Source organism: Pseudomonas sp. B14-6 (assembly GCF_013260315.1).
GTDB lineage: Bacteria > Pseudomonadota > Gammaproteobacteria > Pseudomonadales > Pseudomonadaceae > Aquipseudomonas > Aquipseudomonas mandelii.
The window spans coordinates 894,372-916,490 of sequence record NZ_CP053929.1 but is presented as its reverse complement, the minus strand read 5'-3'; the positions used below and the strand labels follow the sequence as shown (position 1 = coordinate 916,490).

Genomic DNA, 22,119 nt, shown 5'->3' with positions numbered 1-22,119 from the left:
CATCAGAGATCGAAGCGGTCAACCGCCCGACGCCGCTCGTTGTCGTCGCGCACATCGTAGTTGGCCGTCGTCTGGATGTTGCTGTGATGAGCGAGTTTTTGCGCGATCGACAGGTCATGCTCTTCGATCACCCGGGTGATGAACGAGCGCCGGAAATCATGCGGCATGATCTTTACCCCGACCTGCGCACCGCGCTGCCGGGCGATGTAATAGATCGCGTGTTTGGTGATGCGCTCGCGGGTGATGTGGCTGCCGCGACGGATGCGGTTGAACAGGAACGGGTCGTCCACCTCGCCTTCCTTGAGGTGCGAACGGCGCAGTTCCAGCCAGGCCTGCAGTTTTTCAAAGGCCCAGGCCGGGGCGTATTTGATCAACTGCTTGTTGCCCTTGGCGGTGACCCGCAAGCTGCGCTCGCTGAAATCCACCTGTGACAGGTCCAGGTTCACCGACTCGGATTTGCGCATTCCCGAACCGTACAAAATCCCGATGATGGCGGCGTCTCTCAAGCCTTGAGGACGCGGGTCGGCGGCACACACCGCCATCATCTCCTGAATCAGCGAGCGCCTGAGGTTGCGCCCCTGGGACAGACGCGTGCCGGCAATCCCTTTCACCGAGCGCATTTTCAGCAAGTGTTCCTGACTGATCAGGCTCATGCGCCACGCTTCGTTCATCACCCCGCGTACCGCATTGACGTACAGCGACGAGGTATTCGGTGCGTACCCGTCTTCACGCAGCGCTGCGACCAGCGCAATCACATTGTCGGGTTGGAGCTGATGCCAGGGAATCTCCTCGACGTTCATGTCTTCGAAACCCAAACGGTCGGCCGCATCCTGCAAAACGTAGCGCATGGTCAACTGACTGGAGGGCGCCAGTCGGGCCAGGTAGACAGTCATCGGGTTGGTCTTCGAAGCAACAGAGTGGGTATTAACTAAGTCAATCAAACGAAACGGCCTTGAGTGGAAACAATTCAGTAAAAACAACTAAGGATTGAAACATTGTTCATATAAAGGGGAACACTTCCGCAGGACTTCTCTTCTAAAAATCGCGATAAACGGCAGAAGTCTGAACAGTGGCTGTATGACTTTCAGATAAACGATTCGAAGACCGGTTTTTCATGTTCCTTTCACAAAATCGGGCATAACCTTCAATCAACCCGACGAGCCCTTGTGGGTCGTCACGCTGCCGGTCGCGGCCCGGAAAGTCAATTGATGGCTTCCTGCTCCGGTAGTCAACCCCTTGAAAACACGCTTCTTTCGGCGATTTTGCTGAAGGAAGCCGTTCGCCCGGAGATTCTTATGAATGAGGCGTTTCTCCCCTTCTCCCGCCCGACTATCGGCGATGAGGAAATCGCAGCCGTAGAGCAAGTATTGCGCTCCGGCTGGATCACTACCGGGCCGAAAACCCAGCAACTGGAAGAGCAATTTGCCCACTATGTCGGCTGCCGTCATGCCGTTGCACTTTCTTCGGCCACTGGTGGTATGCATATCACGTTACTGGCCTTGGGAATCGGTGCGGGGGATGAAGTCATCACGCCATCCCAGACCTGGGTGTCCACGGCCAACATGATTTGCCTGTTGGGTGCCAAACCGGTCTTTGTCGACGTTGACCGCGACACGCTCATGTGTGACCTGGCCAGCATCGAGGCGGCGATCACGCCGCGCACCCGGGCAATCATTCCGGTGCATTACGCCGGTGCCGCCTTCGACCTTGATCCACTTTACGCATTGGCCGACAAACACGGCATCCCAGTCATCGAAGACGCCGCCCATGCAGCAGGCACCTTCTATAAAGGTCGACATGTCGGCGCGAAAGGCACGGCGATCTTCTCGTTCCACGCGATCAAGAACATGACCTGCGCCGAGGGCGCGATGTTCGTCAGCGACGACACCGCGTTGGCCAACCGGGTACGCATGCTCAAGTTTCATGGGCTGGGCGTTGATGCCTACGATCGGCTGACCCACGGTCGCAGACCTCAGGCACAAGTGATGGAGCCGGGTTTCAAATACAACCTGGCCGACATCAATGCCGCCATCGCCCTGGTGCAGCTGGAGCGTCTGGGTGCGATCAACGCCAAGCGCACCGAGCTGGCGCGCACCTACCTGCAACGCCTCGAAGGTTTACCGGTGCAACCGCTGGCCATCCCGACGTATCCGCAGCGGCACGCGTGGCACCTGTTCGTCCTGCGCATCGACGCCGAGCGTTGCGGACTGGATCGCGATGCCTTCATGAGGGCCTTGCAGGAACAGAACATCGGCACCGGCATTCACTTCATCGCCACGCACCTGCACACCTGGTACCGCCAGCGTTTCCCTGACCTTCACCTGCCCAACACCGAATGGAACTCGGAGCGCCTGTGCTCGATTCCGTTGTTCCCCGACATGACCCTCGATGACGTCAATCGTGTCGTCGACGCCATCGAAAACACACTGGAAAAAAGCCTGTGAAACCGTATCCGATCCGTTGCGTGTCGATCGTCATCCCGGTCTACAACGAACAGGACAGCCTGCCCGAGCTGCTCAGGCGGACCGAAGCGGCCTGCCGTTTGTTGCGCCATGACTATGAAATCGTGCTGGTTGATGACGGCAGCCGCGACAACTCCGCACAAATCCTCGAGGAGGCCGCCAATCGAGAGTGCAGCCCGGTGGTGGCGGTCATTCTCAACCGCAACTACGGCCAGCACGCGGCAATCATGGCCGGTTTCGAGCAGTGCAAAGGTGATGTGGGGATCACCCTCGACGCCGACCTGCAAAACCCGCCGGAAGAAATCCCTCGCCTGGTGGCGCAGGCCGAGCTGGGCTATGACGTGGTTGCCACGGTACGCAACAACCGCCAGGACTCCGCGCTGCGCCGCTGGCCGTCGAAGCTGATCAACCTGGCCGTGCAGCGCTCGACCGGTGTGGCCATGAGCGATTACGGCTGCATGATGCGCGCCTACCGCCGCAGCATTGTCGACGCGATGCTCGCCTGCCGCGAACGCAGCACCTTCATTCCGATCCTGGCCAACAGCTTTGCCCGGCACACCACGGAGATCCTGGTGACCCACGCCGAACGTGAACACGGCGAATCCAAATACAGCCCCATGCGCCTGGTCAACCTGATGTTCGACCTGATCACCTGCATGACCACCACGCCGCTGCGGTTGCTGAGCATCGTCGGCTTCGCCATGGCCGGACTCGGCTTGCTGTTCGCCACGGCTTTGATCGTCCTGCGCCTGGTGTTCGGCGCCGAATGGGCCGGCGACGGCACATTCGTGTTGTTCGCCGTGCTGTTTGTGTTCACCGGCGGGCAGTTCATCGGCATGGGCCTGTTGGGCGAATACCTGGGCCGCATGTACAGCGACGTCCGCGCCCGCCCCCGATTCTTCGTCGAGAAAGTCCTGCGTAGCCAACCCGCCACGCCAGCACCCGTTGTCACCGTCGACGGCCTCACTAACACTTCTTCCGATCAGGTTCTCTCATGAGCGCAAAAGCTGTTGTCTTCGCCTATCACGATATCGGCTGTGCCGGCATCGAAACCCTGCTCGACTCAGGCTTCGAGATCGCCGCGGTGTTTACCCACGCCGATGATCCGAAGGAAAACGCGTTTTACGCCTCCGTGGCGCAACTGTGTGCGCGCAAGGGCATCCCGGTTCATGCCCCGGAAGATGCCAACCATCCGTTGTGGATCGAGCGCATCAGCAAGCTGAAACCCGATTACCTGTTCTCGTTCTACTACCGCCAGCTGCTGAGCGAACCGCTGTTGGCCACGGCACGCAAAGGCGCGTTCAACTTGCACGGTTCGTTGTTGCCACGCTATCGGGGTCGTGCACCGGCCAACTGGGTGCTGGTCAACGGTGAAAGTGAAACCGGCGTGACCCTTCACCGTATGGTCAAGCGCGCCGACGCCGGCGCAATCATCGCCCAGCAACGGGTGGCCATTGAACGCAGCGACACGGCGCTGAGCCTGCACGGCAAATTGCGTGTGGCCGCCATCGACCTGCTGCGCGATGCCTTGCCGGCGTTGCGTCAAGGCACCGTCAGCGAAACCCCGCAGGACGAATCCAAAGCCACGGTATTCGGACGTCGCACCCCGGCCGACGGCAAGCTTGTATGGAAGCGCCCCGCCGAAGATCTGTTCAACCTGGTTCGCGCCGTCACCCAGCCGTACCCAGGCGCGTTCTGTGCCGTCGGCGAACACAAGCTGATCGTCTGGAGCGCAGAAGTTGCCAAGGGCAACGCGGGCCTGGCACCGGGCCGGGTCATCAGCGTCGATCCGCTGCGCATTGCCTGTGGCGAAGACTCTTTGGTCATCACCTCCGGCCAGCGTAACGACAACGGCTTGTACCTGAGCGGTCCGCAACTGGCCAGTGAACTGGGGCTGGTCGACGGTTCCGTGTTGCGTGGCGCCGAGTCCGGCCGCGCGCCACGCCGCACTCGGGTGCTGATCCTGGGCGTCAACGGCTTCATCGGCAATCACCTGTCCGAGCGGCTTTTGCGCGACGACCGATACGAGGTGTACGGCCTCGATATCGGCTCCGATGCCATTGACCGCTTGCGCAGCCATCCGCGTTTTCACTTCGTCGAAGGCGACATCAGCATTCACTCCGAGTGGATCGAATACCACATCAAGAAGTGCGACGTGATCCTGCCGCTGGTGGCGATAGCCACGCCAATCGAATACACCCGCAACCCGCTGCGGGTGTTCGAACTGGACTTCGAAGAGAACCTGAAACTGGTGCGCTACTGCGTCAAATACAACAAGCGCGTGATCTTCCCGTCGACCTCCGAAGTGTATGGCATGTGCCAGGACCAGAACTTCGACGAAGACAGCTCCAACCTCGTCGTCGGCCCGATCAACAAGCAACGCTGGATCTACTCGATCTCCAAACAGTTGCTCGACCGGGTGATCTGGGCTTACGGCCAGAAAGGCCTGAACTTCACCCTGTTCCGTCCTTTCAACTGGATGGGCCCGCGCCTCGACCGGCTGGACTCGGCGCGGATCGGCAGCTCCCGGGCCATCACCCAACTGATCCTGAACCTGGTGGAAGGCACGCCGATTCGCCTGTTCGACGGCGGCGAGCAGAAACGCTGCTTTACTGACATTGCCGACGGCGTCGAAGCGCTGGCACGGATCATCGACAACGAGAACGATGCCTGCAATGGCCAGATCATCAACATCGGCAACCCGGACAACGAGGCCAGCATTCGTCAGTTGGGCGAAGAACTGTTGCGTCAATTCGAAGCGCACCCGTTGCGCGCCAACTTCCCGCCGTTCGCTGGTTTCCGCGACGTGGAAAGCAAGGCGTTCTACGGCACCGGCTACCAGGACGTGTCCCACCGCAAACCGAGCATCGCCAACGCCAAGCGCCTGCTGGACTGGACGCCGACGGTGGAGATGAGCGAGACCATCGGCAACACCCTGGATTTCTTCCTGCGCGAGGCCATGCTCGAAATAGCCGAGCACTCCAAAGAAGAATCATGCTGATGCGGGCAGGCCTTCGGATCGATGTCGACACTTACCGGGGCACCCGTGAGGGGGTGCCGCGACTGCTGGAAATCCTCGATGAAGCGCAGGTCAAGGCGACGTTTTTCTTCAGTGTCGGGCCGGACAATATGGGGCGCCATCTGTGGCGCCTGATCCGCCCGCAATTCCTCTGGAAAATGCTCCGTTCCAACGCGGCCGGCCTGTACGGCTGGGACATTCTGCTGGCCGGCACGGCCTGGCCGGGCAAACCGATCGGCCGCGACCTCGGGCACTTGATGCGTCAGGCCCGGGATGCGGGCCATGAAGTCGGTCTGCACGCCTGGGATCACCATGGCTGGCAGGCCAATGCCGGGCGTTGGAGCGAGGCGCAGCTGATCGAACAGATCCGCCAGGGCGTCGACACCCTCAGCGACATCCTCGGGCAAGCCGTCGAGTGCTCGGCGTCGGCCGGTTGGCGTGCGGACGAACGCGTGATCGAGGCCAAGCAGGCCTTCGGCTTTCGCTACAACAGCGATTGCCGCGGCCAGAGCCTGTTCCAACCAAGGTTGGCCGGCGGTGGCTTGGGGGCGCCGCAGATTCCGGTGGACCTGCCGACCTTCGATGAAGTGGTGGGCCCTGCCGTCGCAGCCAAAGACTTCAACGGGTTCATCCTCGACCAATTCTCCGCTGAAAAACTCAACGTCTACACGATCCACGCCGAAGTAGAAGGGATTCTGATGGCCAACGATTTCCGTCAACTGCTGGCCGATGCGCGCCAGCGTGGTATCGGCTTTAAACCCTTGGGCGACCTGCTTCCCGCAGCCCCGGGCGCCTTGCCAGCGGGCCGGGTCGTGCGCGGCCAACTCGAAGGCCGGGAAGGCTGGCTGGGAGTGCAAGGCGCATGAGCAGACGCTGGGGACTGCCGCTGCTATTGGGTTTTTTTCTGTTGGCGTATCTGTTGCCGTTGGGCAGCCACGGCTTATGGATTCCCGATGAAACCCGCTATGCGCAGATCAGCCAAGGCATGCTCCTGAGCGGCGACTGGGTATCGCCGCATTTCATGGGCCTGCGCTATTTCGAAAAACCGGCAGCCGGGTACTGGGTGATTGCGGCCAGCCAGGCCTTGTTTGGCCAGAACCTGTTTGGAGTGCGCTTTGCCTCGGCGCTGAGCATGGGCCTGAGTGTGTTGTTGTGTTTTCTGATCGCCCGTCGTTTGTGGAACGAACCGCGCAAAAGCTTTGCCTGTGCGTTGCTGTACATGAGTTTCACCGTGGTCGCGGGCCAGGCCGGCTACGCCAATCTCGACCCGCAATTCACCTTCTGGGTCAATCTGAGCCTGGTCGCGTTATGGTTCGCGCTCGACAGCGACCGCCGGGGTCCGCGCCTGACCGGTTGGGCGGTGCTGGGGGTGGCCTGCGGCATTGGATTCATGACCAAGGGCTTTCTCGCCTGGTTACTGCCGGTGCTGATCGCCCTGCCCTTCATGATTTGGCAAAAACGCTGGCGTGAGCTGCTGGTCTACGGCCCCGTGGCGATCATCGTGGCTATTGCGGTCAGTCTGCCGTGGGCGCTGGCGATTCACTCGCAGCAACCCGATTACTGGCGATTTTTCTTCTGGCACGAACACATCCGTCGCTTTGCCGGTGACGACGCCCAGCATGACGCGCCGTGGTGGTTCTATTTGCCGTTGCTGGTGGCGTTCAGTCTGCCGTGGGTGGCATTGCTGCCGTCGGCGTTGCGGCAAGCATGGACAACCCGTGGCCAGGTCCGCATTGGTTTTCTGCTGCTGTGGCTAGTGATGCCGCTGCTGTTTTTCAGCCTGAGCAACGGCAAATTGCCGAGCTACATCTTGCCCTGCCTGCTGCCATTGGCCTTGCTGTTGGGGCATACCCTGGCCGACCGACTCAAGCTGGAGCAAGGCCGGGTCCTGGGCCTCAACGGTTTGCTGAACTTGCTGCTGGGGCTGACCGCCCTGCTCGCCCTGGTCTACCTGCAACTGAAAAAGCCGCTGTATAACCATGAACTGCACAACCTGGTGCTGGTGTTCATCGGCCTGATCGGCTGGATCATGGCCAACCTGCTGCAAGCTTTCAGACCCCTGCAATGCTGGGCCGCACCGGCCTTCGGCAGCCTGCTGCTGATCGGTCTGCTGCCCGCCGGGCTGCCCGACTCGGTGGTGGCCAACAAGATGCCCGACCAGTTCATCCGCCATCACTCCGATGAACTGGCGCAGACCGGGAAACTGTTGAGCAACGATCTCGGCGCCGCGGCTGCCCTGGCCTGGCGTCTGAAGCGCCCGGACGTGGCGTTGTACAACACGATAGGCGAACTGAAATATGGCCTTGCTTATCCTGACTCGGTGCAGCAGCGCGTCGATCCCGATCAGGTTCAGCAGTGGATGCGCAACGCCCGTCAGAGCGGCTCGGTCGGCGTGGTGATGCGGGTCAAGGGTGAGGACGAGCTGCAAGAAATCGAACGGCTGCCCAAGGATGGCAAGCGCTATGAACAAGGCAATCTGGTGATTCTGATCTTTCCTCAGGGTGCGTCATGAGCCTGCTCCTGCTGTTGGCCGCGTGCCTGCTGACCTGCCTGGGCCAGATCGCCCAGAAGTACGCCGTCGACAGTTGGCGGGCGAAGCCGTCAGCCTGGGGCGAGAAACTGCGCTCGCCGTGGTTGTGGCTGGCACTCGCTGCGCTGGGGTTGGGTTTGCTGGTCTGGCTGCTGGTGTTGCAGCGCCTTGAAGTCGGCATTGCCTACCCGATGCTCAGCCTGAATTTCGTGCTGATTACCCTGATCGCCCGGTTTGTCTTCCACGAGCCCATCGACCGCCGGCACTGGCTGGGCGTGGCGCTGGTGATCGGCGGTGTGATTCTGCTGGGGCAACACGCATGAGCCTGCGTCGCGGAATCACCTTCGCCATGGGCAGCGTGCTGCTCGGCAGCGCGGCGCAGTTGGGCATGCGCTGGAGCATGACGCGCCTGCCGTCCCCCGAACATCTACTGACTTCCAGCATCGATCCAGCGGCGGTCGCCGTGGTGCTGGGAGCGATTCTGGCCTACGGAGTTTCAATGCTGTCCTGGCTCGCCGCCCTGCGGGATGTGCCGCTGGGCCGGGCCTATTCGCTGCTGAGCATCAGCTACGCGCTGGTGTATCTGCTGGCCGCCAGCCTGCCGGTGTTCAACGAAGCGTTCAGCGTTACAAAAACCATCGGCGTGGCCCTGGTCATGCTCGGAGTCATCACCATCAACTCACGTCCGGCTCGCGCGCCCGAACGCAGGAGTGCCTCATGAAAATCAGTGTATTTGGTAGCGGTTACGTTGGCCTGGTGCAAGCCGCCGTCCTGGCGGAAGTCGGCCACGACGTGGTCTGCATGGACATTGACGAGAAGAAAGTCGAATTGCTGCAACAAGGCCACGTGAGCATTTTCGAACCGGGGCTGGCCAGCCTGGTGCGCGAAAGCCTGGAAGCCAAACGCCTGCAATTCACCACCGATGAAAAACTCGCGGTGCAGCATGGTCAGGTGCTGTTTATCGCGGTCGGTACACCGTCCCGGGACGATGGCTCGGCGGACCTGCGTTACGTGTTGTCGGTGGGCGAAGCGGTTGCACGGCATCGTGAGCAGCCGGTGATTCTGGTGGAGAAATCCACGGTACCGGTGGGCACGGGCGACACCTTGCGAGCGCATATCGACAAGTGCCTGATCAAGGTCGGCCGCTTGCTGCAGTTCGATATCGTCTCCAACCCCGAATTTCTGAAGGAAGGTTCGGCCGTGGCGGACTGCCGGCGCCCGGACCGGATCGTCATCGGCTGCGACAGCGATGACGTGCGCGACGTGATGCGCGACCTTTACGCGCCGTTCAATCGCAACCACGACCGCATCATGTTCATGGACCTGCGCAGCGCCGAGCTGACCAAGTACGCCGCCAACTGCATGCTGGCCACCAAGATCAGCTTCATCAACCAGATCGCCGAACTGGCCGAGCATCTGGGTGCGGACATCGAATCGGTGCGCCTGGGCATCGGCGCCGACTCGCGCATCGGTTACCACTTCATCTACCCCGGCTGCGGGTATGGCGGTTCGTGTTTCCCCAAAGACATGCGCGCGCTGATTCACAGCGCCGAAGAGGCGCACTGCTCCAGCGACCTGTTGCAAGCGGTGGAAGCGATCAATCAGCGGCAGAAGCACAAGCTGTTCGAGCGTATCAACGCGTTCTACAAGGGTGACTTGCGCGGCAAGACCTTCGCCGTGTGGGGCCTGGCCTTCAAACCCAACACCGATGACATGCGTGATGCGCCGAGCCGGGTGCTGCTGGAATCACTGTGGGCCGCCGGCGCCAGCGTGCGCGCATTCGACCCGGAAGCCATGCAGGAAACCCAGCACCTGTATCCCGAGGAGTCGAAGTTGATGCTGATGGGCACACCGGAATCGGTATTAGCCGGTGCCGACGCGCTGATCATTTGCACCGAATGGCAGCAGTTCAAGGCCCCCGATTTCAACCTGATCCAGCAACGGTTGAAGGCGCCGGTGATCTTCGACGGACGCAATTTGTACGACGCCGAACGCCTGGCACGCAGCGGTTTCCTGTACTTCCCGATAGGCCGTGGGGAATCACGCAAATTGCCGATTCCGTTCCAGCAGTGGCCCGCGAATCAGGTCGTCGCTTGATCGCCGTATCGGCGCCCATACGCCGGCAGTCCTTGTGGCTGGGGCTGATGGCGCTGGGGCTGTTCAGCGCCGGGGTTTATCAGCAGGCCGCCATCGGTTTCGATTCGCGTTTTGTGCTGTTTGCCGAGGAAATGCTGCGCCATGGGCCGTCGGTTTTTCCGACCACCTATGGCCAGCCCTACGCCGATTACTCGGCGCTTTCGACCCTGTTCATCTGGGTCCTGTCATTGCCCTTCGGACAGGTCAACAGCCTCAGTGCCTGGTTACCAAGCGCAATTGCCGGGGCGGTAATCGTTACGCTGATGTACCGCTTGCTGGCGCCCTACTCCCCACGTTGGGCGCTGCTGAGCATCGCGTTGATGTTGATGACCAACACCTTCGTCACCGAAGTCCGAGCGGTGTCCCAGGACCTGATGCTCGCGGCGATCGCCTTTGCAGTGTTCTATCTGGGTTATGCCGCGGACCACTTTTCGGCACCCCGGCGCTGGCTGCTGATTTTTGCCCTGTTGCTTCTGGGCTTTGCGGTTCGTGGCCCGATCGGGCTGGTGGTCCCGACTGGCATGCTATGCAGTTATTGGCTGCTCAATCGCCAATGGCAGCGGCTGTTCGGCTTCGGCCTGACGGCGGCGGTGCTGCTGGCCGCAAGCGTCGGCACGTTGTTATGGCTGGCCGAAAGCCGTGGCGGTCCCCTGTTCATGCAGGATGTCGTGCGCATGCAGTTTCTGGGGCGAATGGACGGCAGTGAAGGCGTGAGCGGTTCGCTGTATTACTTCACCGGATCGCTGGGCAACTATGCGCTGGCGTATCCGTTGGCGCTGCTGGTGTTGGCGGCAGTCTGGCTGCCCCATCAGCGCCAGGCAGGTCCGGCGCTGCGCCTGTTGCAGTACTGCACGGCGGCGGCGTTGATCGTGATGGTCGGACTGTCGATTCCCCAAGCAAAAAAGGCCCGCTACCTGCTGCCGATGTTGCCCATGGCCGCGATCATTGCCGCGTACCCGTTCCAGGTGGCGGGGGGGCGCGTTTTCGTTTGGTTGCGCGGATTGATGCAAGGAGTGTGGTTGTTGACGCCCTGCGTATTGATCGGCGTGTTGCTGTACGCCCATCGACGGTTTCCCGAGCAACTGCCCTCGATCACTTCGATGCTGATCATCCTCGCCGCGCTGCAAGTGATCGCACTGGCCACGCTTTTCAGGCCCCGATGGCGGGCACAAACCTTGGCGTTTTGCGCGGTTCTGGCGTTGTGGTCGGTGTACATTCTGGTGTTCGAACCGGTCGAACGCCGGCTCTACGACACCCAGACGTTCAGCCGCGCGGCCTTTGCGCTCGTGCAAAACGATCCGGCGCCGCTGGTATTGCATGGCATGGGTAAAGACGCGAAGGCGATCAAGTTCATGGTCAATATCGATGAGGACTTGCAACCGGTGTTCACCGAGTCGATTCAGGAGCTGGAACAGCTTCAACTGCCGGCGTGGTTGATGATGGACGCGCGTGACTATCGGGCCTTGCAAGGCACGCCGTTCGCAGCCGTGCCGCCGGTGTTAAGCGGCCGATTCGACAAAGATGATTACGTCTTGCTGCACCTCAACCCGCCTTCGCAGATGCCGAGCCCGTGAGGCTGCTGCTAAAGTGCACGGATCAATGTCATTGCCCGCCGCCCACTCCACCGACGCCGCCCTCCCCGCCATCGAGCGTTCGGCGGCTGGCCACCGCCAAGTTTAAAAGAAGAATATTTTTCGCAAGAATTTACTTGTTGATCATTTCTTGCGCTGGCTTCCACACCATGATTGTTTTTTCCGTGATTACTGACTTTGCAGATATTGATTCTATTATTCGCAGAATAAGGGGCGGGACTTGTTATATCGGCTTATCATTTTATCTTTTGATCGCCTTGCCAAAAAAACTTGAGAAGGTACTGTAAAAAACAAATCAGATTGATTAAAACAGATGACGATGCGCAGCCTGAAATAATCCCTGTCTTGCGTATCAGATGTGTCTGACTTTCAAACCGGCGCCTTCAGATCCACACCCAATGCCTGCGCAAACGCCTTGACCAGCAGGCTGCGCACGGTGTTGTGGCGCAGGATCAGATTGAACGGCGTGACGATGCTGATCAGGTCCGGGCGCACCGCGCGAAATTGTCCCTGAGCCGCCATCGATGCGGCGTAATGCTGCGGCAAAAAGCCCAGGAAACGTCCGGTCTTGATCAGCAATGCCACGGCTTCCACCTGAGTTGCCGAGGCTGAAAAACTGTCGTAGTGGACGAAATTGAGTTTGTCGCGATGAATCGCGTAGCGGTGGTTGATGAACTCGTAATCCTTGAGCACGTGGCTGCCGATTTCGGCGTCCGGCATCGAGAACAGCGGATGACCGAGCGCGCAGTAAACCTCCGAGCGCTCTTCATACAGCGCGTAGTAATCGAACTCTTCACGCTTCTGATAAACAGGAACGATGCCCGCCACTAACCGCCCCTCTACGACGCCTCTTTCGACTTCATCCAGTTGCGATGACTGAAGCTGGAACCTTACTTTAGGTGACTCTTCATTGATTCTTCTAAGCGCGGCCACTAACGGTGAATTATCGTCGGAGATTGTATTGTCAATAACACCCACCCCAAGGTCACCGACAAGTTCATTCTGCGCCGAACTAAGCCGATCACGAAAGTTGTCGACCGAGGCAAACAAGTCGATGGATGCCTGGTACACCAGACTGCCTTCTTCGGTCAGGTGAAAGCCTTCCCGGCCTCGGGTGCACAGGCGCATGCCGATGCGGATTTCAAGGTCGGAAATCTGTTTGCTGATGGCTGCCAGCCCCACATTCAGCTCGTTCTGGGCGGCACTGAAGCCTCCGGCCTCGACCACGGCCTTGAACACTTTGAGCAGTTTGAAATCCAGGCCACTGAGGGCCAGCGGCGCCCGATGCGACGTTTTCGGTGGCGGGTTTCCGGAATTGGAAAGTGGGGTTTCCATAATGCTTATTTACCTCTGGCGCCCTATTCAACACTCTGTGTCCAACAACAAAAATAGTGCTGGTAAATAATAATGAACACAGAAAACCAGGCTTGGCAACCGCTAATAATCCCCGTACTTCAGTGCCAACTCACTGATTTCGAACTATTAAAAGCTGACACTTCGATCAGCTCTCGCAACGATATAACTGCCCCTATTGAAACTGCTTTGGCCTGACCACGCCCGGTTGATTTTTTAACGATCCCGGCACGGGTTCCAGGTCCGGCATACCGATCTGTAGGAGCGAGGCTTGCCCGCGAAGCTCTTCGGCATCACACCAAACTAATGACTAACTTCCGGCTACGACGAGGAAAACAACAATGTCTCAAACCACCGACCGTCTCTGGGGTGCGCGCTTCAAAAGCGGCCCATCCGAAGCCCTGGCGGCCTTGTCCCGTTGCCCCGAACGCTACTTTCGCCTTACCCCGTATGACCTCGCCGGTTCCAAGGCGCATGCCCGTGAATTGCAGCGCGCCGGGCTGTTGAGCGAGCAGGAAACCCTGACCATGCTCGACGCTCTGACGCGCATCGGTGATGACTTCCGTGCCGGCAGCATCGCGCCGACCCTGGACGACGAAGACGTCCACACCTTTATCGAACGCCTGCTGACCGAACGCCTCGGCGCCCTCGGTGGCAAACTGCGCGCCGGGCGGTCCCGTAACGACCAGACCGCCAACGACCTGCGTCTGTTCCTGCGGGATCACGTGCGCACCCTGGCCGTCGAAGTACTGGCCTTGCAGCAAGCGCTTGTGGATCAGGCCGAGCAACACATCGAGAGCATCTGTCCAGGCTTCACTCACTTGCAGCAAGCGCAACCGATCGTCTTCGCTCACCACTTGCTGGCTCACGCTCAATCGATGCTGCGTGACGTGCAACGCCTGGTGGACTGGGACAATCGCACCTCGCTGTCGCCACTCGGCGCGGCGGCCATGGCCGGTTCCGCCATCGCGCGCCTGCCGCAGCAGTCGGCCAAGGAAATGGGCTACAGCGGCGTCTGCGAAAACTCCATTGACGCCGTGGCCAGCCGCGATCACGTCGCCGAGTTTCTGTTTATCGCCAGCATGCTCGGGATCAACATTTCCCGCCTCGCCGAAGAGTTTTGCCTGTGGTCGTCGCGGCAATTTCGCTGGGTCGCGCTGGACGATGCCTACGCCACCGGCAGTTCGATCATGCCGCAGAAGAAGAACCCGGACATTGCCGAACTCGCACGGGGCAAGGCTGGCCGCTTGATCGGCAACCTCACCGGGTTGTTATCGACGTTGAAATCCCTGCCGCTGTCGTACAACCGCGACTTGAGCGAAGACAAGAACGGCGTGCTCGACAGCGTCGACACGCTGCTGCTGGTGTTGCCAGCCATGGCCGGGATGGTCGCAACCATGAAGGTCAACGTCGAAGAACTGCGTCGCCAGGCACCGCTCGGTTTCACCCTGGCCACCGAAGTCGCCGACTGGCTGGCCATGCGCGGCGTACCGTTCAAGGAAGCGCATGAAATCACCGGCGCGCTGGTCCAGGCCTGTGAGAAACACGACATTGAATTGTGGGAAGCATCGCCGGCGCTGCTGGCCGAGATTGATCCACGCCTGACCGCGGAAGTGCGCGAGAGTCTGACCCTCGAAGCAGCCATCGCCGCCCGCAGTGGCTGGGGTGGCACGGCGCCGCAACAGGTGCGCGAGCAGATCGGCCGTCTGAAAACCGCCCTCGCGGCGCAGCAGCAATGGACCGAGAACTATCAGGGTTTCCGCCTCTGAAGCAGCACGCAAAAATCCGTAGGAGCGAATCTTGCTCGCGAAGAAGTCATGTCAGTCGACCTCAATGTTGAATGTCACACCGCTTTCGCGAGCAAGCTTCGCTCCTACAGGGGATTTTGGTTGATCTGAAAGAACAGTGTACGGAGAAACAACATGAGCCAGACTCAGGCAGAACGACTCCAGCGGGAGCGAAAACTGGCGGAAAACCAGTTCGACATTACCCAATACCACCACGTGCCCCGGCGTTATTACGGGCGGATTTTCTTCGCCACCGTCATCGTCATTGCGATCCTCGGGCTGGTACGCGCCTTCGCCGAAGGCAAGATCGAATGGTCGTACATCGGCCAGTTCCTTACCTCGCAAGCGATCATGTGGGGTTTGCTCAACACCATCGTCATGGCGGTGCTGGCGATGGCCCTGGGCATCGTCTTCGGGGTGATCACGGCGATCATGCGCATGTCGGCCAATCCGATCCTGCGTTATGTGGCGGTGACCTACACCTGGCTGTTTCGCGGTACGCCGCTGATCCTGCAACTGCTGTTGTGGTTCAACCTGGCGCTGATCTTTCCCACCATCGGCATTCCCGGCGTGTTCGAGATGGACACCGTGACTCTGATGACCCCGTTCGTGGCCGCCCTGCTCGGCTTGAGCATCAACCAGGGCGCCTACACCGCCGAAGTGGTGCGCGCCGGCCTGCTGTCGGTGGACACCGGGCAGTACGAAGCCGCCAAGTCGATCGGCATGCCACGCCTGCAAGCCCTGCGCCGGATCATCCTGCCGCAAGCCATGCGGGTGATCATTCCGCCGGTGGGCAACGAGTTCATCGGTATGGTGAAAATGACCTCCCTGGCGAGCGTCATCCAGTACTCGGAGCTGCTCTACAACGCCCAGAACATCTACTACGCCAACGCCCGCGTGATGGAGCTGCTGATCGTCGCCGGTATCTGGTACCTGGCCACCGTCACCGTGCTGTCCTTCGGTCAAAGCCGTCTGGAGCGTCGTTTCGCTCGCGGCGCCGGCAAGCGTTCTTGAGGAGCCCCACATGAGAAGCATCGTCAAGGCCGTGAGCCTGAACAAATATTACGACCAGTTCCACGCGCTCAAGGACGTCAATATCGAAGTCGAGCAAGGCGAAGTGCTGTGCATCATTGGCCCGTCCGGCTCCGGCAAAAGTACCTTGCTGCGTTGCGTCAACCAGCTGGAAAAGATCGACAAGGGCGGCCTGTGGGTCGACGGCGAACTGGTGGGTTACCGGGTCGTCGGCAACAAATTGCACGAGCTCAATGAGTCGCAGATCGCCCGTCAACGCCTGTCCACCGGCATGGTGTTCCAGCGTTTCAACCTGTTCCCGCACATGACTGTGCTGCAAAACATCATCGAAGGGCCGTGCCAGGTGCTCAAGCGTTCGCCCAAAGAGGCGCACGAAGAAGCCGTGGAATTGCTCGCTCGCGTCGGCCTGGCCGACAAGCGTAACAGCTACCCGATCGAACTCTCGGGTGGTCAGCAGCAACGCGTCGCCATTGCCCGTGCCCTGGCCATGCGTCCCAAGCTGATGCTGTTCGATGAACCCACTTCGGCACTCGACCCGGAACTGGTCGGTGAGGTGCTGTCGGTGATGCGTGACCTCGCGCAAACCGGCATGACCATGATCGTCGTCACCCATGAACTGGGCTTTGCCCGTGAGGTTGCCAACCGCATGGTGTTCATGGACGGCGGGCAGATCGTGGAGGCTGGAAGCCCCGAAGAAATACTAATAAGTCCGCAAAACCCGCGCACCCAAAGCTTCATTTCTGCCGTTCGAACCTAAGCGCCGTTTGGCGCTCACAACACTCATAAGAGAACGACCATGAAGAAAATAGTTATCCCAACAGTACTCGCAGGCGTTATGGCTTGCGGCTTCACCTTCGCCGCTGAGCTTCCGGCCGGCATCAAGGAAAAAGGCGAGGTCGTTGTGGCGATCATGCCGAACTACCCGCCGATGGATTTCAAGGACCCGGCCACCAACACCCTCACCGGTCTCGACGTTGACCTGGGCAATGCCCTGGCCGAACGTCTGGGCGTGAAGATCAAGTGGCAGGAAACCGGCTTCGAGCAAATGATCAATGCCCTGACCACCGACCGCGTGGACATGGTGATGTCGGGCATGACCGACACCGCTGAACGCCAGGCCAGCGTGACCTTTGTCGACTACTTCACCAGTGGCCCGCAGTTCTACACCTTGCAGAAGAACAAGGACTTCAACGAGATCACCGACCTGTGCGGCAAGAAAGTCGGCACCAGCCGTCGTACCACCTTCCCGGCGGAAATTGCTGAATACAGCAAGGCCCACTGCGAAGGCGCCGGCAAACCGGCCATCGTGGTGGTCGGCACCGAAGGCTCGGCCGATGCCCGCGCGCAATTGCGTCAGAGCCGTATCGATGCGGCCATGCAGGGTAGCGAAACCCTGCCGTATCTCAAGACCCAGGAAAAGGACATGTACAAGACCGTGGGCCTGCCAATCTCCCAGCAGTTCACCGGCCTTGGCGTGAGCAAGAAAAAGCCTGAGTTGAGTGAAGCGGTGAAGGTCGCGTTGCAGAGCATGGTCGATGACGGCAGCTATCAGGCGATCCTCAAGAAATGGGACCTGGAACTGGGCGCGATCAAGACCGTGACCATCAACGCCGGCAAGTAATGCTTGCCCTGTAGGCGCGAGGCTTGCCCGCGAAGGCGGTGTTTCAGTCAGCAGAGATGTTGAATGTACCGGCCTCTTCGCGAGCAAGCTTCGCTCCTACAGGAACTGCGTTTTACTTATAGATAAAATGGAGCGCCACGATGTCCTCCTCCCCCCAACCCACCTGGCCCGACCCGAACAAAGCCTGCCTCGCCCTGGCCTTCGACCTCGATGGCCCGACGGGCGATGCGATGCTCAACGGTTCGATCTGGCGCAAGCCCGAGTACTTCGGTTTCGGCGGTTATGGTCCTTACCGGGCCTTGCCGCGGATTCTGGATTTGCTCGACGAATACCGGATCCCGACGACCTTTTTCGTCCCGGCCTGGGTCGTGGAAAACTGGCCGAAACAGTGCCAGGCGATTGTCGAGCGCGGGCATGAGGTGGCGTACCACGGCTACAAACACGAATCCTTTTACGCCCTGGCGCTGGAACAGCAAAAGGACGTGATGAACAAATCCCGCGAGGTGTTCTGGAAACACCTGAACATCCGCGCCGAAGGTTTCCGCACCCCCTCCGGCGACTGGCGAGCCGAGACCCCGGCGATGCTGGTGGAAGCCGGCGTGACTTACTCCAGCAGCATGCGCGGCGATGACCGCCCGTACCTGGTGAAAGTGCCGGGCCATGAAACCCCGCTGGTGGAAATCCCCGGCCGCTGGGAAATGGACGACTACGCCTCCCTCGCCTATACCCGTGCGCCGGACTTCCCCTCGGGGCTGGACCGCACCGCCAGCTACGCACTGACCCTCGACAACTGGTGCCGCGAGTACGACGGCGCGATGAATGAAGGGCTGTGCCTGACCACCCTGTTCCACCCCAAGATCACCGGCAAGCCGGGGCGCATCCTGCTGTTGGAAAAACTCTTCGAACACATGCGTCAGCGCGACGACGTGTGGTTTGCCACCTGCCGCGATGTCGCCCAGTGGTGGCTCAAGGAGCATCACCATGGCTGATTCCACCGTCTGGCCCAAAGGCTACCGCTGCGCCGTGGTCCTGACCGTCGACTACAACGACATCCACGGCATCCTGACCCAGGCGCCTGAAGTCGCCGGCCGCGACAAGACGCTGTCGGTCTGGCGTTACGGCACCCAGCGCGGCGTCGAGCGGTTGCTCGGTTTGTTCGCCGAACTCGGGGTAAAAAGCAGCTGGTGCATCCCGGGCATCGTTGCCGAGGAAAACCCGCAACACCTTCGGGCGATTCAGGCCGGCGGGCATGAGATCGCCTGCGCCGGCTATCGCCACCAGAACTACGACCTGCTCGATCTGGCCGGACAAAGCGCCGAGATTGCCAAGGGTTGCGAAGCGCTCGCGGCACTGACCGGCCAGCGTCCAAGCGGGTTTCGAATCCCGGCCGGTAACGGTGCGCCGGGCTTCATCGAGGCGCTGAGGAACCAAGGCATTCGCTGGTCTTCGTCGTGGCGCGGCGATGATTTGCCGTTCGCTCACCCCACCGCCCCCGAAGTGATCGAGCTGCCGTTGCACTACGAACTGGAAGACGAGCCCTATTTCGCCTTCAATCTCAGCCCGGCGGTGCCGCCGGCACAATCGCGAATCGCCTCTTACAGCCACACCCTGGGCAACCTGCAAATGGACTTCGCCGGGTTTCGCCGGTTTGGCCTGTGTTACGTGCTGCGCCTGCACCCGGAAATCATTGCCACGCCGGGGCGAATTGGCGTGTTGCGTGAATTGCTTGAGGGCATGCAGCAGCACGATGACGTGTGGATCGCCACGGCCGGCGAGGTCGCGCAATGGTGGGCCGATTCGGCAGTCCCCGTGACCGAGGATCATCCGGCATCGGTGTATGAGCGGCATTACCGGGATTACCTCGTATGACTGAACGCATGCAGCGACTCGCGCAGTTTTGCGTCGACACGCGCTTTGAAGATTTGCCACCGGCCCTGGTGGCGCAAGCCAAACGGCACATCCTCGACACCTTCGGCGTGACATTGGCCGGGGCTGACAGCGAAGTGGCGAAACAGGCGCGTCAGGTATTCGCAAGTGAAGCCGGTGACACCCTGGTCTGGGGCACTGATCTGCGCATGGGCGCCGCTCAGGCCGCGATCCTTAATGGCATCGCCGCCCACGCCCTGGAACTGGACGACACCGGGGGCTGCGACCACTCCGGCGCGGTGGTGCTGCCGGCGGTGATGGCTGCGGTGTCGATGAAGACCGAACCGGTCAACGGCCGCGAGTTGATTACCGCCGTGGTGATTGGCTACGACGTCAGCCGTCGCGTGCTCGAAGCCTGCGGCGGCTATTCGGCGCACAACGGCGCGGGCTGGCATTCGACCGCGACCTGCGGGGTGTTCGGCGCCGCAGCGGCGAGCGCGCGGATCCTTGGACTGGACGCCGCGCAAACCGTGTCGGCACTGGGCATCGCTGGCAGTTTCAGCGGTGGGCTGTGGGCCTTCATCCACGACGGCTCGCAGAGTAAAAAGCTGCACAGCGGTCGAGCGGCCGAAGGTGGATTGCTGGCGGCGCGGTTTGCTCAACAAGGCATCAGCGGACCGAAAAAGTTGTTCGAGGATGTCTGGGGCGGTTTTCTCAGAACCCTGGCCGGCGTGGCCTCAGACCCGACCGCGCTCGATGCGGATCTGGGCGTCGTGTGGAAGCTCGCCCGCTGCTCGATCAAGCCCTACGCCGCGTGCCGGGGGACTCATTCGGCAATCGATGCGTTGGGGTTGTTAATGGATCAACTGCAGGTCGGCGCCGATCAGATTGAAGACATCGACGTCTCGTTGTGCGGGTTTCTTCAGGACATGTGCGGTGGACAGGATGTCAGCACGCTCGCGGCGGCACAGATGAGTTTGCCCTATGCCCTCGCCGCCCGGCTGGTTCATGGTCATTGCCGGCTGGAAGCCTATGACGAGGCGCAACGGGGCGACCCTCGGATTGCTCACTGGATGGCGCGCATTCGTCTTGAAGTGGATCCGCAACTGTCAGAGGATGGCGAGCCCGTCATCCGCGTGCGGACGGTGGACGGTCGGCAGGCAAATCTTTGTATCGACCCGCCATTGGGCGCGCCGGGGAATCCGTTGAGTGATGCGGCGCTGGAGGAGAAGTTTTTCAGCCTGGCCGGGCGGGTGATGCCCCAGAAGCAGGCTGGGGAATTGCTTGAGCAATTGTGGCGGTTGGACACACTTGAATCGGTGTTTTGCCTGTGCGGGCCTCTTCGCGGGCAAGCCTCGCTCCTACAGGTCCTGCGTTGATCATGCGGACACCAACAACCTGTAGGAGCGAGGCTTGCCCGCGAATGAAGGCGACGCGGCTCCACGACGAACACTACACAACCTAAATAAGGACATTTGCCCCACCGTGGCCACTTACTCGCTCGTAATCCGCCGGTTGATGATCGTTTCGCTGACCATCGTCGTCAGCCGCGCCATCACCAGCCCGCTGCTCACCTTGTTCCTGAGCAACAAGCTCGGCCTCAACCAGCAGGACGTCGGTTTGCTGCTGGGCATCGCGGTGTTCATCGCCACCCTGCTCGCGCTCTATGGCGGCTACATCATCGACCGCCTCGAAAAACGTCGGCTGCTGATTCTGGCGATGCTCTCCAGCGCCATCGGCTTCGTCCTGCTGACCTTCGCCGAAAACCTCTACCTGACCACCGCCACCCTGGTCATCACCGAAACCGCCTCGGCGCTGTTCCTGATCGGCTCGAAGGCGATCCTCAGCGAAAACCTGCCGATTGGCCAACGCGCCAAGGCGTTTTCCCTGCGCTACACCCTGACCAACATCGGCTACGCCACCGGCCCGATGCTCGGTGTGGTGATTGCCGGGGTGTACCCGATTGCGCCGTTCCTGATAGCCGGCGGCATCGCGTTCTTCAGCATTTTCCTGATGATCGGCATTCCCAGGGACTCGTCGCAGACACCCCCGATCGGCCAACCCCAAAGTTTTCTCAAGACGCTGATTACTCTGAAGAACGACCGCACACTGATCATGTTCACCTGCGGTTGCCTGCTCAGCACCGTGGTCCACGGTCGATTCACCCTGTACCTGTCGCAATACCTGCTGGTGACCCATGATTCCAAACGCGCGCTGGAAACCATGGCCGCCCTGCTCGCCTGCAACGCCATCAGCGTGATCCTGCTGCAATACCAGATCGGCCGATTCCTCAAACGCGAACAGCTGCGTTACTGGATCGCCGGCGGCACCAGCCTGTTTATCGTCGGGCTGATCGGCTTCAGTCTGGCCGACAGCCTGGTGAGCTGGTGCGTGGCGATGTTCATCTTCACCCTCGGCGAAATGATCATTTACCCCGCCGAATTTCTCTTCGTCGACACCCTGGCCCCGGAAGAACTGCGCGGCAGTTACTACGGCGCACAAAACCTCGCGGCCCTCGGCGGAGCCCTGAGCCCGGTGATTTGTGGTTTCCTGCTGATGCACACACCGGCGCCCACCATGTTTTATGCCCTGAGCGCGCTGACGGCCATGGGCGGGTTCCTGTGTTTCATGAGCGGTCGCCGAGTCACGTTACAGCAAAAATAATGCACTCAAACTGCATTAATATGAATTTGTCAGCATCGGGAATGAACGGCACACTGT

The 22,119-nt window shown here is 60.5% G+C and carries 18 protein-coding genes and 1 pseudogene; 17 read left to right on the top strand and 2 right to left on the bottom strand.

Annotated elements, in window-relative coordinates; genetic code table 11:
* Positions 1–2 precede the first annotated feature (2 nt).
* Positions 3–893 (bottom strand): tyrosine recombinase XerC, encoded by an 891-nt coding sequence (xerC, locus tag HP062_RS04180; RefSeq protein WP_010460071.1) that lies wholly within the window; start codon positions 891–893, stop codon positions 3–5.
* A 402-nt stretch (positions 894–1,295) separates the two neighbouring features.
* On the opposite strand from xerC, the gene arnB reads away from it, so the two are divergent.
* From arnB to HP062_RS04135, 9 genes and pseudogenes are all read left to right on the top strand, one after another.
* On the top strand, positions 1,296–2,444 hold the full coding sequence (gene arnB, locus HP062_RS04175) for a UDP-4-amino-4-deoxy-L-arabinose aminotransferase (RefSeq protein WP_172790878.1): 1,149 nt from the start codon (positions 1,296–1,298) through the stop codon (positions 2,442–2,444).
* On the top strand, positions 2,441–3,460 hold the full coding sequence (gene arnC, locus HP062_RS04170; protein WP_172790877.1) for an undecaprenyl-phosphate 4-deoxy-4-formamido-L-arabinose transferase: 1,020 nt from the start codon (positions 2,441–2,443) through the stop codon (positions 3,458–3,460). The genes arnB and arnC overlap by 4 nt, the downstream gene beginning before the upstream one ends.
* Positions 3,457–5,463, top strand: a complete 2,007-nt coding sequence (arnA, locus tag HP062_RS04165) for a bifunctional UDP-4-amino-4-deoxy-L-arabinose formyltransferase/UDP-glucuronic acid oxidase ArnA (protein ID WP_172790876.1) — start codon at positions 3,457–3,459, stop codon at positions 5,461–5,463. The genes arnC and arnA overlap by 4 nt, the downstream gene beginning before the upstream one ends.
* A complete protein-coding gene (arnD, locus tag HP062_RS04160) occupies positions 5,463–6,347 on the top strand; it encodes a 4-deoxy-4-formamido-L-arabinose-phosphoundecaprenol deformylase (RefSeq protein WP_172790875.1) in 885 nt (294 codons plus the stop codon). The genes arnA and arnD overlap by 1 nt, the downstream gene beginning before the upstream one ends.
* Positions 6,344–7,993: a lipid IV(A) 4-amino-4-deoxy-L-arabinosyltransferase gene (arnT, locus tag HP062_RS04155; protein ID WP_172790874.1), complete on the top strand. Its 1,650-nt coding sequence runs from the start codon at positions 6,344–6,346 to the stop codon at positions 7,991–7,993. The genes arnD and arnT overlap by 4 nt, the downstream gene beginning before the upstream one ends.
* A complete protein-coding gene (gene arnE / locus HP062_RS04150) occupies positions 7,990–8,334 on the top strand; it encodes a 4-amino-4-deoxy-L-arabinose-phosphoundecaprenol flippase subunit ArnE (RefSeq protein WP_010460060.1) in 345 nt (114 codons plus the stop codon). The genes arnT and arnE overlap by 4 nt, the downstream gene beginning before the upstream one ends.
* A complete protein-coding gene (gene arnF, locus HP062_RS04145; RefSeq protein WP_172790873.1) occupies positions 8,331–8,732 on the top strand; it encodes a 4-amino-4-deoxy-L-arabinose-phosphoundecaprenol flippase subunit ArnF in 402 nt (133 codons plus the stop codon). The genes arnE and arnF overlap by 4 nt, the downstream gene beginning before the upstream one ends.
* Positions 8,729–10,110, top strand: a pseudogene (locus HP062_RS04140) (UDP-glucose/GDP-mannose dehydrogenase family protein); the annotation flags it as partial. The gene arnF and the pseudogene HP062_RS04140, both read left to right, overlap by 4 nt.
* A gap of 45 nt (positions 10,111–10,155) precedes the next feature.
* Complete coding sequence (locus tag HP062_RS04135) at positions 10,156–11,721, top strand: glycosyltransferase family 39 protein (protein ID WP_256666192.1); 1,566 nt, start codon at positions 10,156–10,158, stop codon at positions 11,719–11,721.
* Between the two features lie 387 nt (positions 11,722–12,108).
* Here HP062_RS04135 and HP062_RS04130 read toward each other — a convergent pair whose 3' ends face one another.
* A complete protein-coding gene (locus HP062_RS04130; RefSeq protein WP_172790871.1) occupies positions 12,109–13,074 on the bottom strand; it encodes a LysR family transcriptional regulator in 966 nt (321 codons plus the stop codon).
* Between the two features lie 359 nt (positions 13,075–13,433).
* Here HP062_RS04130 and argH point away from each other — a divergent pair, with 359 nt between their 5' ends.
* The 8 genes from argH (at position 13,434) to HP062_RS04090 (ending at position 22,062) form a co-directional block, all read left to right on the top strand.
* Positions 13,434–14,861, top strand: coding sequence for an argininosuccinate lyase (gene argH / locus HP062_RS04125; RefSeq protein ID WP_172790870.1), 1,428 nt, complete (start codon positions 13,434–13,436; stop codon positions 14,859–14,861).
* 153 nt (positions 14,862–15,014) lie between these two features.
* Entirely contained in the window at positions 15,015–15,893 is an 879-nt protein-coding gene (locus HP062_RS04120) for an amino acid ABC transporter permease (protein ID WP_010460052.1), read from the top strand.
* Between the two features lie 10 nt (positions 15,894–15,903).
* Entirely contained in the window at positions 15,904–16,668 is a 765-nt protein-coding gene (locus HP062_RS04115; protein WP_010460050.1) for an amino acid ABC transporter ATP-binding protein, read from the top strand.
* A 39-nt stretch (positions 16,669–16,707) separates the two neighbouring features.
* Positions 16,708–17,532: an ABC transporter substrate-binding protein gene (locus tag HP062_RS04110; RefSeq protein ID WP_042932091.1), complete on the top strand. Its 825-nt coding sequence runs from the start codon at positions 16,708–16,710 to the stop codon at positions 17,530–17,532.
* Positions 17,533–17,672: 140 nt separating this feature from the next.
* The gene (locus HP062_RS04105; RefSeq protein ID WP_083376810.1) at positions 17,673–18,521 is read left to right on the top strand and encodes a polysaccharide deacetylase; all 849 of its coding nucleotides are present in this window, start codon (positions 17,673–17,675) and stop codon (positions 18,519–18,521) included.
* Positions 18,514–19,401: a polysaccharide deacetylase gene (locus tag HP062_RS04100; protein ID WP_077748388.1), complete on the top strand. Its 888-nt coding sequence runs from the start codon at positions 18,514–18,516 to the stop codon at positions 19,399–19,401. The genes HP062_RS04105 and HP062_RS04100 overlap by 8 nt, the downstream gene beginning before the upstream one ends.
* Complete coding sequence (locus HP062_RS04095; protein ID WP_172790869.1) at positions 19,398–20,777, top strand: MmgE/PrpD family protein; 1,380 nt, start codon at positions 19,398–19,400, stop codon at positions 20,775–20,777. Before HP062_RS04100 ends, HP062_RS04095 begins: the two co-directional genes overlap by 4 nt.
* Positions 20,778–20,883: 106 nt before the next feature.
* Complete coding sequence (locus tag HP062_RS04090) at positions 20,884–22,062, top strand: MFS transporter (protein ID WP_172790868.1); 1,179 nt, start codon at positions 20,884–20,886, stop codon at positions 22,060–22,062.
* Positions 22,063–22,119: the final 57 nt, after the last annotated feature.

Coding starts and splice junctions, on each gene's coding strand:
- HP062_RS04105 (WP_083376810.1), top strand. CDS start 17,673: ATGTCCTCCTCCCCCCAACCCACCTGGCCCGACCCGAACAAAGCCTGC.
- argH (WP_172790870.1), top strand. CDS start 13,434: ATGTCTCAAACCACCGACCGTCTCTGGGGTGCGCGCTTCAAAAGCGGC.
- arnE (WP_010460060.1), top strand. CDS start 7,990: ATGAGCCTGCTCCTGCTGTTGGCCGCGTGCCTGCTGACCTGCCTGGGC.
- arnF (WP_172790873.1), top strand. CDS start 8,331: ATGAGCCTGCGTCGCGGAATCACCTTCGCCATGGGCAGCGTGCTGCTC.
- HP062_RS04135 (WP_256666192.1), top strand. CDS start 10,156: ATGGCGCTGGGGCTGTTCAGCGCCGGGGTTTATCAGCAGGCCGCCATC.
- arnD (WP_172790875.1), top strand. CDS start 5,463: ATGCGGGCAGGCCTTCGGATCGATGTCGACACTTACCGGGGCACCCGT.
- HP062_RS04110 (WP_042932091.1), top strand. CDS start 16,708: ATGAAGAAAATAGTTATCCCAACAGTACTCGCAGGCGTTATGGCTTGC.
- HP062_RS04130 (WP_172790871.1), bottom strand. CDS start 13,074: ATGGAAACCCCACTTTCCAATTCCGGAAACCCGCCACCGAAAACGTCG.
- HP062_RS04120 (WP_010460052.1), top strand. CDS start 15,015: ATGAGCCAGACTCAGGCAGAACGACTCCAGCGGGAGCGAAAACTGGCG.
- xerC (WP_010460071.1), bottom strand. CDS start 893: ATGACTGTCTACCTGGCCCGACTGGCGCCCTCCAGTCAGTTGACCATG.
- arnT (WP_172790874.1), top strand. CDS start 6,344: ATGAGCAGACGCTGGGGACTGCCGCTGCTATTGGGTTTTTTTCTGTTG.
- arnA (WP_172790876.1), top strand. CDS start 3,457: ATGAGCGCAAAAGCTGTTGTCTTCGCCTATCACGATATCGGCTGTGCC.
- arnB (WP_172790878.1), top strand. CDS start 1,296: ATGAATGAGGCGTTTCTCCCCTTCTCCCGCCCGACTATCGGCGATGAG.
- HP062_RS04095 (WP_172790869.1), top strand. CDS start 19,398: ATGACTGAACGCATGCAGCGACTCGCGCAGTTTTGCGTCGACACGCGC.
- HP062_RS04100 (WP_077748388.1), top strand. CDS start 18,514: ATGGCTGATTCCACCGTCTGGCCCAAAGGCTACCGCTGCGCCGTGGTC.
- HP062_RS04115 (WP_010460050.1), top strand. CDS start 15,904: ATGAGAAGCATCGTCAAGGCCGTGAGCCTGAACAAATATTACGACCAG.